We start from the raw sequence: 14,959 nt of genomic DNA, 5'->3' as shown, positions 1-14,959 counted from the left end.
CCCTCGTCGACGAACTGGAACGCCAGGACAAGCGCTACGGCCTCGCCACCCTGTGCGTCGGCGGCGGCATGGGCATCGCCACGATCGTCGAACGCCTCTGACCGGCCGTCCGCCCCGCAGCCGTCCCGCCTTCACCGGAGACATCAGCCATGGACACCACCGCACGCCCCTCCACCATCCGCTGGGAAGAGTCCGACGACCACGTCGTCACCCTCGTCCTCGACGACCCCGACCAGAGCGCCAACACCATGAACGCCGCGTTCATCGACTCGCTGGACGCCGTCGCGGCGCGGCTGGCGGAACACCGTGACGCCATCCGGGGCGTCATCGTCACCTCCGCCAAGAAGAGCTTCTTCGCCGGCGGCGACCTGCGCGACCTGAAGTCCGTCACCCCCGACACCGCCGGCGCCTCCTTCGAGGCCGGGATGCGCGTCAAACGCTCGCTGCGCGTCCTGGAGACGCTGGGCAGGCCGGTCGTCGCCGCGATCAACGGCGCGGCCCTGGGCGGCGGTTACGAGATCGCCCTGGCCTGTCACCACCGCGTGGTGCTGGACAGCCCGGCCGCCCGCGTCGGACTCCCCGAAGTCACCCTGGGCCTGCTGCCCGGCGGCGGCGGAGTGACCCGCACGGTCCGCATGTTCGGTGTGGCGGACGCCCTGCGCAAGGTCCTCCTGGAGGGCACCCAGTACGGACCGGCGCGTGCCCTGGAGGCCGGCCTGGTCGACGAGATCGCCGCCGGCCCGGACGAACTCCTGGCCAGGGCGAGGGCGTTCATCGACGCCCGGCCGCGGTCGGCGCAGTCCTGGGACGCCCCCGGCCACCGCATCCCCGGCGGCACCCCCTCGACCCCGGAGCTGGCCGCGCGACTTCCCGCCCTCACCGCGCTGCTGAGGAAGAGGACGGGCGGCGCCCCGAGCCCGGCCCCGCGCAACATCCTCGCGGCGGCCGTCGAAGGCGCCCAGGTCGGCGTGGACACGGCCTTCGTGGTGGAGGCCCGGTACCTGACGGAACTGGTCACCGGGCAGATCACCAAGAACATGATCCAGGCGTTCTTCTTCGACCTGCAGGCCGTCGACTCCGGGGTCAGCCGGCCCCGGGGCGTCGCGCCCCGCCAGGTGCGCAGGGTCGCCGTCCTCGGCGCCGGGATGATGGGCGCCGGGATCGCCTACGCGTGCGCCCGCGCCGGCATCGACGTCGTCCTCAAGGACGTCTCCCTCGAGGCGGCCCTCAAGGGGAGGGGCTACTCCGAGAAGCTCTGCGCCAAGGCCGTCTCCCGCGGCCGTACCAGCCAGGAGAAGGCGGACGCCCTCCTGGCCCGCATCACGCCCACCGCGGACCCGCAGGACCTGGCCGGCTGCGACGCCGTCATCGAGGCCGTCTTCGAGGACACCTCGCTCAAGCACAAGGTGTTCCAGGAGATCCAGCACATCGTCGAGCCCGACGCCCTGCTCTGCTCCAACACCTCCACCCTGCCCATCACCGTCCTCGCCGAGGGCGTCGAGCGGCAGGCCGACTTCGTGGGGCTGCACTTCTTCTCACCCGTCGACAAGATGCCGCTCGTGGAGATCATCAAGGGCGGCCGCACCGGCGACGAGGCCCTCGCCCGCGCCTTCGACCTGGTCCGCCAGATCAAGAAGACACCGATCGTCGTCAACGACTCGCGCGGCTTCTTCACCTCACGGGTCATCGGCCACTTCATCAACGAGGGCGTCGCCATGGTCGGCGAGGGCATCGAACCCGCCTCCGTCGAGCAGGCCGCCGCCCAGGCCGGCTACCCGGCCAAGGTCCTCGCCCTGATGGACGAGCTCACCCTCACCCTGCCGCGCAAGATCCGAAACGAGTCGAAGCGGGCCGTCGAGGAAGCCGGCGGCACCTGGCCGGGCCACCCCGCCGAGGCCGTCATCGACCGCATGGTCGACGAGTTCGGCCGCCCCGGCCGCTCCGGCGGCGCCGGCTTCTACGACTACGACCAGGACGGCAGGCGCACCGGACTCTGGCCGGGCCTGCGCGAGCACTTCACGGACCCCGCGAAGCAGCCCGCCGACCTGACCGGGCTGATGGAGCGGATGCTCTTCGTCGAGGCGCTGGACTCGGTGCGCTGCCTGGAGGAGGGCGTGCTGGCCTCGGTGGCGGACGCCAACGTCGGCTCGCTGCTCGGCATCGGCTTCCCCGGCTGGACCGGCGGCGTGCTGCAGTACGTCAACGGCTACGAGGGCGGCGGCGGTACCGGGCTGCCCGGCTTCGTGGCCCGCGCGCGCGAGCTGGCCGCCGAGCACGGCGACCGCTTCGCCCCGCCCGAACTGCTGCTGCGCAAGGCCGAGCGGGGCGAGATCCTCACCGACTCCTGATCCGCTCCGGGGGCCCGCGCGGCCCCGACTCCCGCCCGCCGGCCGGCTCCGACGGGCAGGGCCGTCGTCCCCCGGAGCCCGGGCCCACGGCCCGCCCACCCCGCCCGGCTCCACCGGGCACGCCCGCAGGGGCTCACAGCGCCCCGGTCTCCCCAGACGCTCCCTCCCGACCCGCAAGGGGACCCCGATGACCTCAGCACCCCGCACCACCGGCGACCTGCCCGACGACCCGGCCGACCGGACCCTGCCGCACCTGCTGGCCCGCAACGCCCGCGAGCACCCCGGGCTTCCCGCCCTCTCCTGGCAGTCGGCGGACTCGGACGGCGGCTGGACGACGTTCAGCTGGGCGGAGGTCCGGGAGCACACCCGAAGCCTCGCCGCCGGCTACCGGGCCCTCGGCGTCGGCCGCGGCGACCACGTGCTGCTGATGATGTCCAACCGGTCCGAGCACTGGCTGTCGGACCTGGCGCTGGTCCGCCTCGGCGCGGTCCCGGTCAGCGTCTACGGCACCGCGGCCCCCGAGCAGATCACCCACATCGCCCGCAACTGCCGGGCCCGCCTCGCCGTCGTGGAGGGGGCGGCCCAGGTCGCCGTGTGGGAGCCGTTGCTGGCCGACGCCGACACCCCGCTGGAACGCCTGGTGGTGGCCGAGTCGGGTGCGGAGGGCGGCCACCACCCGTACGCCGCCCTGCTCCGCGAACCGGCGCCGGAGCGGTTCGCCGGGGAACTGGACGCCGCCCGCCCCGACGACCCGCTGACCGTCGTCTACACCTCCGGCACCACCGGCGAGCCCAAGGGCGTCGTCCTCACCCACCGCCAGGTGATGTCCAACGCCCTGGCGCTGGACGCCGTGGTGGAGCTGCCCCCGCACGTCGATCACATCTGCTACCTGCCCTTCGCCCACATCGCCGAGCGCATGCTGGGCATCTACCTGCCCTGCCACCGCGCCTCGCACGTCCATCTCTGCGCCGACCCCGCGCGCGTCGGCGAGGTGGTGCGCAAGGTGCGCCCCGCGCAGTTCTTCGGCGTGCCGAGGATCTGGGAGAAACTGTCCGCCGCCGTGCGGGCCGTCCTCTCGCTGATGCCGGCCGAGCAACGGGTGGTCATCGACCGGGCCTTCGAGGTCGCCCGCGAGCACGTCGGGTACCGCGAGCGGGGCGAGGAACCGCCCGCCGGGCTGGAGGAGCGTTACGAGCGCGCCCGCAAGGACGTGCTGCTGCCCCTGCTGGCCGCGGGCGGTCTGGACCGGGTGACCTGGTCGGCCAGCGCGTCGGCGCCCATGTCGCTCGACGTGGTGAGGTTCTGGGCCGGTTTCGGCATCGTCGTCATGGACGCCTGGGGGCTGACCGAGACCACCGGCGTGGCCACCAGCAACAGCCCGAGGACCGGCTTCCGCCTCGGCTCCGTGGGACGCCCGGTGGAGTCCGTGGAGATCCGCGTCGCCGAGGACGGCGAGATCCTGGTGCGGGGCTCCTCCGTCTTCTCCGGCTACCTCCGACCGGACGGCTCGGTGCGGTCCGCCGTGGACGCCGACGGCTGGCTGGCCACCGGCGACATCGGCCGGATCGACGAGGACGGCTTCCTCTGGCTCACCGACCGCAAGAAGGAGATGATCATCACCTCCACCGGCAAGAACGTCTCGCCGGCCCTGGTGGAGAACGCCCTCAAGGAACACCCGCTGATCGGCCAGGCGATGGTGCACGGCGACAACCGCTCCTACCTGGTCGCCCTGCTGGTGCTCGACGCGGAGGCCGCCCCCGCCTGGGCCGCGGCCCACGGTGTCGAGGCCGAGGGGGGACCGGCCGGGCTGGCGGAACACCCCGCCGTCCGGGCGGAGGTGGACCGCGCGGTGGCCGCCGCCAACCTCCGCCTCAACCGCACCGAACAGGTCAAGCGGTACGAGCTGCTGGCCGAGGAGTGGGGCCCGGCGACCGGCGAGCTGACGCCGTCGCTGAAGATGCGGCGCCGGGTCATCCGGGACAAGTACGCCGACGAGCTGTCCGAGCTCTATCCGGACTGACCCGGACCGACCCGCCCGCCCCGGCCCGGACCGGGGCGGGTTCCCCCGGCGCTCCCGGTCCGCGCGGTCCCGCGCCCCGCGCGCACGATGGACGGCCGCCCGCCCCCTGAACGGGAGGCGGGCGGCCGTCCATCGTGCGCGGGCCGGCTCAGAGGCCGTAGGTCCTGCCGATGACGTCCCGCTGGATCTCGCTGGTCCCGCCGTAGACCGTGGAGACGACCGCGGCCCGCAGGTGGCGCTCCATGTCGAACTCCGTGGTGTAGCCGTAACCGCCCATCATCTGCATGCCCTCCAGGGCGGCCCGCTTGGCGATCTCGGTGGCCTTCAGCTTGGCCATGGACGCCTCGCGCGGGAACGGCTCGTCCGGCCGCTCGTCGCAGTCCAGGGCCACCTCGCGCACCAGCAGCCGGACGCACTCGATCTCGGTGGCGAGATCGGCGATCCGGTGCCTGAGCGCCTGGAAGGAGCCGACGGGCCGCCCGAACTGCTCGCGTTCGCGGACGTGGGCGACGGCGTCGTCGAAGGCGCGGCGCGCCAGCCCCAGCATGTTCGCCGCCAGGAAGAGCCGCTCGTGGTTCAGGCCGGCCATCAACTGCCGCCAGCCGCCGTCCACCTGGCCGACGACCGCGTCCGCGGGCAGCCGCACGCCGGTGAGGAAGACGTCGTTGACCTCCCGGCCGCGCATGGTCTCGATGCCCCGCACCTCCACGCCGGGGGTGTCGGCGGGCAGGTGGAACATGGTCAGACCACCGTGCTTGTCCTCGCCGGTGCGGGCCACCAGCAGGATGCTCCTCGCGCAGTGCGCGTTGGAGATCCAGGTCTTCTGACCGTCGATCACCCAGCTGCCGTCCGCCTGCCGCCGGGCCCGGCAGCGCAGCGCGCCGACGTCCGACCCGGCGTCCGGCTCCGACATGGCGATCGCCAGGACGTCACCGCGCACGGCGCCGGACAGCACCTCCCGCCGCTGCCGCTCGGTGCCGAACCGCTCGTACGCCTTCGCGGTGATGACGGTGGTGACGAAACCCCCGCACGGGACCATTCCGTACGAGGTCTCCTCCAGGAAGACGCAGGCGTCGGCCAGCCCGCCGCCGGAGCCTCCGTACTCCTCCGGCAGGCACACCCCGAGCCAGCCCAGGTCGGCGAGCCTTCCGTACAGCCCGGGGTGATGGGCCTCGCGGCCGCCCCCCGTCAGCGCGTCACGCCGCTCTCGGGTACCGCACTCGCGCTTGGCGAAATCGCGTACGGCCGCGGCGAAGGCCGCCTGTTCCTCGGTGAGTCGACTGCCCATCAGGTCCTCCGGGGGTCCGGGTGCCGGTCGGCGGCCCGGTCAGGGTCGGGCAAGCAGGTCGGTTACAAAGATATGCTAGTTGTTTCAAAGGATCTCGGGGAGTGGTTCGCCGGTATCGTGAGGAGCACCATGAGAACTGACACGAACGACTCGTGGCTCGACAGGGCCCTCGCCCGGCCGGAGCCGGAGGACCCTGTGGCGCGCGGGATCCTCGACGCAGCACTGGAGCAGTTCACCCTCCTGGGGCTGCGCCGCTCCTCCGTCGACGACGTCGCCAAGCGGGCCGGCGTCTCCCGGGTCACCGTCTACCGGCGCTTCCACACCAAGGACAAGCTGGTCGAGGAGACCCTGCTGCGCGAGCTCAGCCGCTTCTTCCAGCGGCTGGACGCGGCGGTGGCGGCGCTGCCGACCATGCGGGAGCGGGTCGTCGAGGGCTTCGTGGTCGCCCTGCGCCACACCCGCGCCCATCCGCTCTTCGGCGGCCTGCTGCGCCTCGAACCCGAGCTGGTACTGCCCTACCTGACCGTGCAGGGCAGCTCCTCGCTCTCCACCACCGTCGAGTACCTGACGGTCCATCTGCGCCGTGCGCAACAGGTCGAGGGCCGCCCCGGTGACGACCCGCGGCCGCTCGCCGAGCTGATGGTGCGGGTCGCGGTGTCCTTCCTGCTCAACCCCGCCAGCTGCATCGAGATGGAGGACGAGGACCAGGCCCGGGCCTTCGCCCGCCGCTACCTGGCCCCGCTGCTGGACGCCTGACCGGCCGGAGCGTTCGCCCGGACCACCCGGCCGGCGGCGCCGCCCGGTCGTTCAGCGGCGCCGGTGCAGTGCCCGGGCCAGCCGCACCGCGCGCTCCCGCGTGGCGGCCGGGACGCCGAAGGAGGTCAGCGCGACCGGCGGGGTGAAGCGCTGCACCGTCGTCGACTGCACGGCGGTGAAGGCGCGCAGCCCCTCCTCGCCGTGGATCCGACCGAAGCCGGAGTCCCGCGAACCGCCGAACGGCAGCGCCGGCACCGCCGCGAAGCCCAGCACCGAGTTGACCGACACCGCCCCCGCGCGCAGCCGCGCCGCGATCGCCGCGCCGGCGCGCCCGCTCCGGCAGAACACCGCGGCGCCCAGGGCGTACCGCGAGGCGTTGGCCCGCTCCACCGCCTCGTCCACGTCGGTCACCGGGTTGATCGCCACGACCGGCCCGAAGGTCTCCTCCGCCATCGCCGCCGCGTCCTCCGGGACCCCGGTCAGCACGACCGGCGCGACGTAGGGGGCGCGCACCGACGCGGGCCCGCCCAGCAGGGCCCGCGCACCCGCCGAGAGCGCACCGCTCACATGCCGCTCCACGACCGCGACCTGGCCCGGCAGGGTCATCGGGCCGTAAGCCGCGTCCGCCCCGGCGCCCGGCCGCAGCGCCCCGGCCCGTTCGACCACCCGTTCGCACAGCGCCGCGTGGATCTCCCGCACCGCGTAGACGCGCTCCACCCCCGCACAGGTCTGTCCCGCGTTGCTCAGCGCGCCCCACACGATCGCGTCGGCCGCCGCGTCCAGGTCCGCGTCCGCGGTGACGATCACCGCGTCCTTCCCGCCGCACTCGGCGAGGAACGGCGTCAGCGTCTCGGCGCACACCGCCATCACCTTGCGGGCCGTCCCCGGCGAACCGGTGAACGCCAGTTTGTCGACCCCGGAGCGGGCCAGGGCGTCCCCGGTGGACGCCGCGCCGGTGACGGTGGTGAGCAGCCCGGCGTGCTCGGGCACGGCGGCGTCGAGGAGCTCGGCCAGCAGGACCCCGGTGCCCGGGGTCAGCTCGGACGGCTTGAAGACCACGGCGTTCCCCGCGGCCAGGGCGTAGCCGATGGAGCCCATCGGGGTGTACAGGGGGTAGTTCCAGGGGCCGATCACGCCGACCACGCCCAGCGGCCGGTGCACCAGCGAGGCCCGCTGGTGGGCGGTGAACAGCCCGGTGCCCACCTTCCGGCGGCGCAGCACGCGTCCGGCGTTGCGGGCGGCCCAGCCCAGGTGCTCCAGTGTGAGGACGACCTCCAGCGCGGCGTCGCCGGCCGGCTTGCCGGTCTCCTCGGCTATGGCGCGGGCCACGGTGTCCAGGTCGGTGGCGAGGGCCTTCTTCCAGCGCAGCAGGTGGTCGCGGCGCCGGGACGCGGGCAGCGCCGCCCAGCCGGCCTGGACGGTCCGGGCCGCGGCCACGGCCCGGGAGACCTCGTCCGGCCCGTTCACCGGGTGCGCGGCGATCGGCTCGCCGGTGGCGGGGGAGTGCGTGGTGAAGGTCGCGGCGCGGGGCGCGGTGGCCGGGGTGGTGTCGGTCATCGGGTCTCCTGACGGGGTGCGTGGGGGGGCGGACGGCTCCGCCGGATCACCGGCCCGCTCCGGCGGCGTCCCGTCCTGGAGCGGGGCCGGGGGACGGGAGTGCGCCCAGTGCGGACCCAGGTCGTCCAGGGTCCAGCCGAAGGGGTAGGTCCGCGCCCTGGGCTTGCGCGGGAACCGCTCCGGCCGCGCGGGCAGCAGGCGGATCAGCCGGGCCCGGGCGCGGAAGGCGCGGTGCACCGCGGCCCGCAGCGGGCGCGGCTGCGGACGGAAGCCGAGCGCCTCCAGCAGCGGTTCGTCCAGGACGGCGAGGACGACCCGGGACACCGGCCGCCGTACCGGGGCGGGGTACCAGGAGGCCAGGATCCGCAAGGTGGCCGCGGCGACCCTGCGGTTGGCGGGGTCGTAGGCGAACATCTCCCGCTCGTAGTCGTCGTGGAGCCGCTCGAACGCGGCGTAGGTGCCGGGCACGCCGGAGATGCCCATCATCTCGCCCATCCGCCGGCCCACCAGGGCCAGGCTCTCGGTCTCCTGCTCGGACAGGCGCCGCCAGCCGAACCGGTCGATCCACCGCTTCGGCCCCACCACCGTGGTGGCCAGGACGTAGCGGAAGTCCTCGTCGGGGATCCGGTACCGGCCGTGGATGCGGTTCAGGTGACGGGCGGCCGCCCGGCCGTGCTCGGAGTCCATCCCCTCGCGGACCATCTCGTACGTGAGCAGCACCGTGTCGTCGTAGCGCTTCTGGCCGGCGCGTTCGAACTCCTGGGTGCGGTCCAGGAGCCGGGAGATGCGCGGGACGCCGTAGTCGCGCAGGAACGCGACCGACGTCCCGTGGAGGTAGTCGCGGGGGAACTCGTAGTGGACGATCCACCGGTAGATCCGCTCGAAGTCCTGCTGCGGGTCCATCTGCCGGATGCGGCGGAGCCGGTCGTAGCGGCCCATGGGTGATCCCTCCTGTCGGAATCGCGGCCACCGGCTCGCGGTGCGCGGGGTCGTGTCGGAGAGGCGGACGGTCTCCGCGCCGGCCGGCGGCCCGAACGCCGGCGTCCGGGCCGCGACGGCGACGCGCCCCCGGTCGGCCGGGTGACGCCGCCGTGCGGTGCCGCGCGGGTCGTGCCCCTGTCCGGAGCGGATCGTGGTGGTGCCGGCCGTGCGGATGTCCTGGGGAACACTCCCTGTGAGTCGAAGATACTGAAACTATTGAGTTGTTTCACGGGACGTCAATACTCCGGACGGAAAGGGGCTCCGAAGGCCCCGGCGACCGCGCCCCGTTTCCGGACCGAGCCTCCGACTCGCCTGCGGGAAAAGGCAGCTGACGATCCGTCAGGTAAATGACGGTCGGCCGTGCGGATGCGGGGCCGCCCCGCCCCCGCGGAGTGCCCGGCCCGGGCGGCGCGCGGTCCGCGGCGTCAGCACTGCCGGGCGATGCCGCCGGTCGCGTCGCCCGTGAGGTGCAGGCCGCTGACGTAGCCGGCTCCGCCCGCGTCGAGCGGCAGCCGGACCCACTTGTCGCCGGTGTGTTTCCCGACCGTGACCTGCCGGCCGGTCGTCCAGCAGGTCGCCGGGTGGGACGCGCCGGCGCGGACCGTGCCGTCCGTGCGGCACCCGGCCGACGCGCAGGAGCGTACGTCCGCGTCGGTCCGGGCCGTCACCGTGGTCCGCTTGCCGCCGTCCTCGGGCTGGAAGGTGACGTCCACCCAGTCGTTGTCGGTCATGCCCAGGCCGTCCCAGAAGGTGCCGTCGGCGAGGTCGATGCCCGCGGGGTTGGCGACCTCGCGGCCGGACTCGTCCAGGCCGCCGTTGTAACCGTCCTCGAACGCGGCCTGGGACTCGGGCCGGCCCTGAGGCAGGTCGTACCACGTCTCGCGCTGGGCCGGCGGGTTCCAGTAGTCGTCCCTGGTGTTCCACGGGCCGACGTCCCACACCGGCGCCGTCTCGCAGCGGCCCTCGTGGCACAGGCGCACGCGGTACTCCTGGCCGCCGTCGCCCGCCAGCATGCGGCGCGAGGGCAGCGCGACGAAGTGGTCGCGGTCCTGGATGACGTGGCCGTTGGCCGTGGTGCCGCCCACCAGACCCTCGCGCGTGGCGAACAACCGGTAGGTGGGGCCCGACACCGCCGTGCCGCCGGCCAGGGGCGGCAGGGACGGCTGTCGGGGGGCGGCCCCTACCACCAGGCTCGACACCGTGGGGGCCCCGCCGCCGCCCACGGCCCCGAGGAGGGTCAGGCGGACCTGGACGACCGAGACCTCCCGCGGCAGCCGCACCGCGTCCGCGCCCTTCACCTCGCGCCACTCGCTCCAGCTGTCCGGATGGTCGCTGCCGCGCAGTTCGACCAGGAGACGTGATCCCGCGGGGACTTCGGCCTCCGTCCGCACGGTGAACGCGCTCAGCACGCGCCCGAGGCTTCTGGCCGGGGCGGTGTGGACGGCGAACGACCGGTCGGCGGCGGAGGGGGTGCGCAGCGCACGGTCCTTGACCGTGACCGTCCCGCCGGACCCGTGCGCGATGTTCCGCTGTTCGCCGTGGGTTCCGGTCAGATCGATCCGCCAGTCGCTCACCGGCCGCGTCCCGGCGGCTGCCGGAAGCGCGGTGACGAGCGTGCAGGCCAGCAGGGGAAGGAGGACCGGCAGGGCTGCTCCGCGGCGTCTGCCGAGACCGCGGAGCCGGGCCGCGGCCGCACCGGGCCGCGGGGATGTGGAGGGCGAGTGCACGTGTTCTGCTCCGGAGGACGGGGACGGGGACGGGGACGGGGATGAGGGCGAGGACGCGGACGGGAGTAAGGGGGGAAGAGGGCGAGGGCGGACGAGGGGCGCGGCCGAGGATGGGAACAGGGCCGGGGTGGGCGGGTGACGTGGGTACCGGCCGTGGGGCGCGCCGAGCGGGACCGGCGCGCCCCACGGCGTCCGCCGGCGGATCAGCGGCCGTTCACCGGGCGGCCGGCCTCGCCCCGGTCGTCGGCGACGCCGTCCCCGGTGCCGCCCCGGCCCTCGTCGATGCGGAAGGGCCGCACTCCGTCCCCGTTGTCGTGGTGGTGGACGACCGTGGAGCGGTACGAGGTGTCGGTGCCGTCGTTGTACCAGGAGGAGCCCTCGCGGGCGGTGCAGGCGTGGGCAGTGTCGGATCAGATGGGATTGTCGTACTTGAATCGGGCGATACCGGCGTCCGTGCCTCCCCGCCGGTCACGTGGCGGGCGGCACGGCACCGTGGTCGGGCTCGGCCGTTCCGGGCCGGCCTGGCCGTTCCGGAACGGCTCGGTTTTGGGTTCCCCGAGGCCGTGGAGATGATCGAGGTTTGAGCCGGCTTCCGTCGTACGAGTGAATGAACCCGTGGTTCCGTTCAGGACCGGTGTCGGATCTTTACGGTTGCCGAAAAGATCCGAGGGCTGCGGGGGAGGCCCCGCGTGCGGGGGACCGGTGGAAAGGCGCACCTGATGTCGGGGTTGGGGAAGGCGCCGGACGTGTTCGGGCTCCGGGCGGGTCGCCGCTGCCGTCGGGCCGGGGGCGTGGTCGGCGTGGCGTGCCTCGTGGGAGCGGCGCTGACGTTCGGCGGGGTGTGGGCCGCCGGCAGCGGGGCGGCGCGGACGGCGGCTTTCGGCCCGTCCGCCGGTTGCTGGGCGCTGGCGGCCTCCCTGATGTTCCGCGCGCGGGGCACGAAGGGACGGGTGCGGACGCGTCTGCTGCTGTTGGGGGGTTCCGCGGTGGCCGCGGGCGTGTACCGGGGAGCGGTCACCGTGCTGTCGGCCCGGTCCCCGGCTTCGGGATGGGGCGCGCGATCGTGGCCGGGTTCGTTGGTGATCACCGGGGTGACGCTGACGGTCGGCCTGGGGATGGCCGGTCTGGTGGTCGCGGCCGACGCGGGTACGGGCCGGCACGCGTTGCTGCGGCGCGTGCTCGACGGGGTCGTCACCGCGGGGGCCGTGTTCATGACGGGCTGGGTGCTGCTGCGGGGGGCCGGTGGCGGCTGGCGGCCGGGGACGGGGATGGTCGGTGTCCTGTGGATCGCGGAAGTGGTGTTCCTCAGTTTCCTGTTCGCCCTGCGCCGCCTCGTGCGGAGCGACCGGCGAGCCACCCTGTGGGTCGGGATCGCCGGGTTGTCCCTCGTGCTGGTCGGCGACACCCTGCACCTGTGGGCGGTCGGCCCGCGCGGTCCCGAGCCGGTGCCCCGCCATCTGGTCGACGTCTGCGTCACCGCGGGGCTGCTGGTGGTCGCCGCCGGTCCCTGGGCGCCCGGCGGAGCCAGCGTCCTCGGCATCGCCCGGCCCGCGCTGCGCCGGGGGATGGAGGGCGCGGCGGCGTTCATCCCCCTGATGGTCTGCACGGCCACGGCGCTGGGATGCGTACTGGCCCCGTTCGCCCGGGACCCGGTACCGCTGGTGGCCGGCGGGACGGCCCTGCTGAGCCTCTGGGCTCGCCAGAGGTTCCTGCCGAGCGGGACCAGCGGGAACGACGGCTGACTCCCCGTCCGGCGGCACGGCGAACGGACGCCGGACACATCCGTCGGAAACGGTTCGCCGGGACGCCGTGACGGCTGTCGTCAGCACGATCCGGGAGCGCGGCCCCCCAAGGCGGTCGGGACGCCCCGCGCTTCGGCGTGACAGGCTTTCTCCGGTGGGGAGCGGGCGCCGCCTTCGGAGCCGGGGGCCGGCACGGCGACGTCGCCACCGTCGCCGGGGGGTCGGGGCGTGTCACGTCACCGGCGACGAGTTCTCACCGGCCCGCTCCGACTCCCTGAGAGAGGCCTCGCCGCCTTCCGGGACGGGCGGGACCGGACCGCGGGTGCGCCGCGGGAGGCGGGAGGCGGGATCAGTTCCCCCGCGGCCGTCCTGCGAGAGCCTCCCGTGTCGCGGCCCAGGAGGCGAGCAGACGCAGGCCCTCCTCGGAGGACGAACCGGGCTCGGCGGTGTAGACGGTGAGGGTGAGGCCGGGTTCGGCCGCCATCTCCAGGCCCTCGTAGGCGAGGGTGAGGTCTCCGACCGCCTCGTGGCGGAAGTTCTTGGTGCCGGTGCCGTGGTGGCGGACGTCGTGGGCGCCCCAGCGGGTGCGGAAGTCGTCGCTGCGGGTGGAGAGCTCGCCGACGAGGTCGTGCAGCTCCTTGTCGTGGGGGTTGCGGCCGGCCTCGGTGCGCAGGATCGCGACGGTGACGTCGGCGGCCGGGCCCCAGTCGGGGTAGAAGCGGCGGGACGCGGGGTCCAGGAAGGTGAAGCGGGCGAGGTTCGCCTGGTTGTGGGGGTTCGCGTGAACGTCGCTGTAGAAGGCGCGGGCGAGGGCGTTGGTGCCGAGGACGTCCATGCGGCCGTTGCGGACGAAGGCGGGACCCGCGGTGATCGCGTCGAGCGTCCACTGCAGGCTCCGGTGCGGGGTCCACTGCCGGGCGGGGCGTCGGCGCCGGGGGCGGGTGAGGGCGTCGGAGCCGTCGGCGGCCCGGGCCAGATGCAGGAGGTGGGCGCGTTCGGCGTCGTCGAGCCGGAGGGCACGGGCGACGGACCCGAGGACGGCGGGGGAGACGCCGGCGAGATTGCCGCGTTCGAGCTTGGCGTAGTACTCCACGCTCATGTCGGCGAGGGCCGCGACCTCGCTGCGGCGCAGCCCGGGCACGCGGCGCCGGGTCCCGGAGGGCAGCCCGGCCTGCCCGGGGGTGATCTTGGCTCGCCGCGAGGTGAGGAACTCGCGGACCTCCTGTCGGTTGTCCACCCCTCGACCGTACGGGCAACGGGCCGCGTGAGGGATGTACTGCCGGTACACCCATCGGCGGTGACTGGCCGACCGTCACCGGGGGCGGTTACCTGGAGGGGACGGCGCCGTCCCCGGCCGACCGCCGGCGGGGACGGGGCCGCCCGGCCTCGGCGCGCGGTCGCCTCACGCCCGGGGACGGCCGTACGCGGACCGTGCACAGCGGTCCGACTTCATGTGAGCAAAGGAACCCCCATGCGCGGCGCAGTGATCCACGCCCCCGGTGACGTCCGCTTCGAGGAACTGGACGACCCGAGGATCCTCCACCCCACCGACGCGGTCATCCGCACGGCCGTCACCTGTGTGTGCGGCTCCGACCTGTGGCCCTGGCGCGGCCTGGAGCCGATCGGCGACGCCCACCCCATGGGGCACGAATACGTCGGCTTCGTCGAGGAGGTCGGCTCCGAGGTCACGGCCGTGAAGCCGGGCCAGTTCGTCGTGGGCTCGTTCGCGACCTCGGACAACACCTGCGCCAACTGCCGCAACGGCTTCCCGTCGAACTGCCTGCACCGCGAGTTCATGAGCACCTGCCAGGCCGACTACGTCCGCATCCCCAACGCCCAGGGCACCCTGGTCGCCACGGACGAGGTGCCGGGCGAGGAGCTGTGGCCCGGCCTGCTGGCCGTCTCCGACGTCATGGGCACCGGCTGGTGGGCCGCCGACGCCGCCCAGGTCAGGCCCGGATCCACCGCCGTGGTCGTGGGCGACGGAGCGGTCGGCCTGTGCGCGGTGATCGCCGCCCGGGAGATGGGCGCCGAGCGGATCATCGCCATGAGCCGCCACGAGTCCCGGCAGCAGCTGGCCCGCGAGTTCGGCGCCACCGACATCGTCACCGAGCGTGGCGACGAGGGCATCGCCCGGATCAAGGACCTCACCGACGGCATCGGCGCCGACAGCGTGCTGGAGTGCGTGGGCACCGCTCAGGCCATGCGGCAGGCGCTGCACTCCGCCCGCCCCGGCGGCAGCGTCGGCTTCGTCGGCGTCCCGCACGACGTCGCCGTCGACGGGCAGGAACTGTTCTTCTCCCACGTCGGCCTGCGCGGCGGCCCCGCCCCCGTGCGCCGCTACCTGCCCGACCTCGTCGAACGCGTCGTGACCGGCCGGATCGACCCGGGCAGGGTCTTCGACCTCACCCTGCCCCTCGACCAGGTCGCCGAGGGCTACCGGGCCATGGACGAGCGCCGGGCCGTCAAGGCACTCCTCAAGCCCTGACCCCGCACCACTCCGCAGCCGCAGCCGCAGCCGCAGCCGCAGTCGCAGTCGC

Annotated in this window: 9 protein-coding genes and 1 pseudogene; 6 read left to right on the top strand and 4 right to left on the bottom strand. The window is 74.2% G+C overall.

All coding sequences use genetic code 11. The features are described from left to right. From ACZ5FU_RS31645 to ACZ5FU_RS31635, 3 genes and pseudogenes are all read left to right on the top strand, one after another. Window positions 1-101 (top strand): annotated as a pseudogene (locus tag ACZ5FU_RS31645) (beta-ketothiolase); the annotation flags it as partial. Between the two features lie 48 nt (window positions 102-149). After that, a complete protein-coding gene (locus tag ACZ5FU_RS31640; RefSeq protein WP_468837325.1) occupies window positions 150-2,348 on the top strand; it encodes a 3-hydroxyacyl-CoA dehydrogenase NAD-binding domain-containing protein in 2,199 nt (732 codons plus the stop codon). Between the two features lie 187 nt (window positions 2,349-2,535). After that, entirely contained in the window at window positions 2,536-4,368 is a 1,833-nt protein-coding gene (locus tag ACZ5FU_RS31635) for an AMP-dependent synthetase/ligase (RefSeq protein ID WP_469047572.1), read from the top strand. Window positions 4,369-4,516: 148 nt separating this feature from the next. On the opposite strand, the gene ACZ5FU_RS31630 is transcribed toward ACZ5FU_RS31635, so the two are convergent. After that, complete coding sequence (locus tag ACZ5FU_RS31630; protein ID WP_451527613.1) at window positions 4,517-5,656, bottom strand: acyl-CoA dehydrogenase family protein; 1,140 nt, start codon at window positions 5,654-5,656, stop codon at window positions 4,517-4,519. A gap of 129 nt (window positions 5,657-5,785) precedes the next feature. Between ACZ5FU_RS31630 and ACZ5FU_RS31625 the strand changes: the two genes are divergently transcribed. Further along, complete coding sequence (locus ACZ5FU_RS31625; RefSeq protein ID WP_451527612.1) at window positions 5,786-6,412, top strand: TetR/AcrR family transcriptional regulator; 627 nt, start codon at window positions 5,786-5,788, stop codon at window positions 6,410-6,412. A gap of 51 nt (window positions 6,413-6,463) precedes the next feature. On the opposite strand, the gene ACZ5FU_RS31620 is transcribed toward ACZ5FU_RS31625, so the two are convergent. After that, complete coding sequence (locus ACZ5FU_RS31620) at window positions 6,464-8,908, bottom strand: aldehyde dehydrogenase family protein (protein ID WP_469047570.1); 2,445 nt, start codon at window positions 8,906-8,908, stop codon at window positions 6,464-6,466. Between the two features lie 467 nt (window positions 8,909-9,375). Then, window positions 9,376-10,524: an SH3 domain-containing protein gene (locus ACZ5FU_RS31615; protein ID WP_469047568.1), complete on the bottom strand. Its 1,149-nt coding sequence runs from the start codon at window positions 10,522-10,524 to the stop codon at window positions 9,376-9,378. An 872-nt stretch (window positions 10,525-11,396) separates the two neighbouring features. Between ACZ5FU_RS31615 and ACZ5FU_RS31610 the strand changes: the two genes are divergently transcribed. After that, window positions 11,397-12,419, top strand: a complete 1,023-nt coding sequence (locus ACZ5FU_RS31610; RefSeq protein ID WP_451527608.1) for a hypothetical protein — start codon at window positions 11,397-11,399, stop codon at window positions 12,417-12,419. Between the two features lie 349 nt (window positions 12,420-12,768). On the opposite strand, the gene ACZ5FU_RS31605 is transcribed toward ACZ5FU_RS31610, so the two are convergent. After that, entirely contained in the window at window positions 12,769-13,656 is an 888-nt protein-coding gene (locus ACZ5FU_RS31605; RefSeq protein ID WP_451782075.1) for a helix-turn-helix transcriptional regulator, read from the bottom strand. A gap of 234 nt (window positions 13,657-13,890) precedes the next feature. Here ACZ5FU_RS31605 and ACZ5FU_RS31600 point away from each other — a divergent pair, with 234 nt between their 5' ends. Further along, complete coding sequence (locus ACZ5FU_RS31600) at window positions 13,891-14,907, top strand: zinc-dependent alcohol dehydrogenase family protein (RefSeq protein ID WP_451782077.1); 1,017 nt, start codon at window positions 13,891-13,893, stop codon at window positions 14,905-14,907. The last annotated feature ends 52 nt before the right edge of the window (window positions 14,908-14,959 follow it).

The sequence above is a fragment of the Streptomyces sp. NPDC031554 genome, from assembly GCF_055580685.1.
This window is presented reverse-complemented; position numbering and strand designations above follow the sequence as displayed.

Coding starts and splice junctions, on each gene's coding strand:
- ACZ5FU_RS31640 (WP_468837325.1), top strand. CDS start 150: ATGGACACCACCGCACGCCCCTCCACCATCCGCTGGGAAGAGTCCGAC.
- ACZ5FU_RS31635 (WP_469047572.1), top strand. CDS start 2,536: ATGACCTCAGCACCCCGCACCACCGGCGACCTGCCCGACGACCCGGCC.
- ACZ5FU_RS31630 (WP_451527613.1), bottom strand. CDS start 5,656: ATGGGCAGTCGACTCACCGAGGAACAGGCGGCCTTCGCCGCGGCCGTA.
- ACZ5FU_RS31625 (WP_451527612.1), top strand. CDS start 5,786: ATGAGAACTGACACGAACGACTCGTGGCTCGACAGGGCCCTCGCCCGG.
- ACZ5FU_RS31620 (WP_469047570.1), bottom strand. CDS start 8,908: ATGGGCCGCTACGACCGGCTCCGCCGCATCCGGCAGATGGACCCGCAG.
- ACZ5FU_RS31610 (WP_451527608.1), top strand. CDS start 11,397: ATGTCGGGGTTGGGGAAGGCGCCGGACGTGTTCGGGCTCCGGGCGGGT.
- ACZ5FU_RS31600 (WP_451782077.1), top strand. CDS start 13,891: ATGCGCGGCGCAGTGATCCACGCCCCCGGTGACGTCCGCTTCGAGGAA.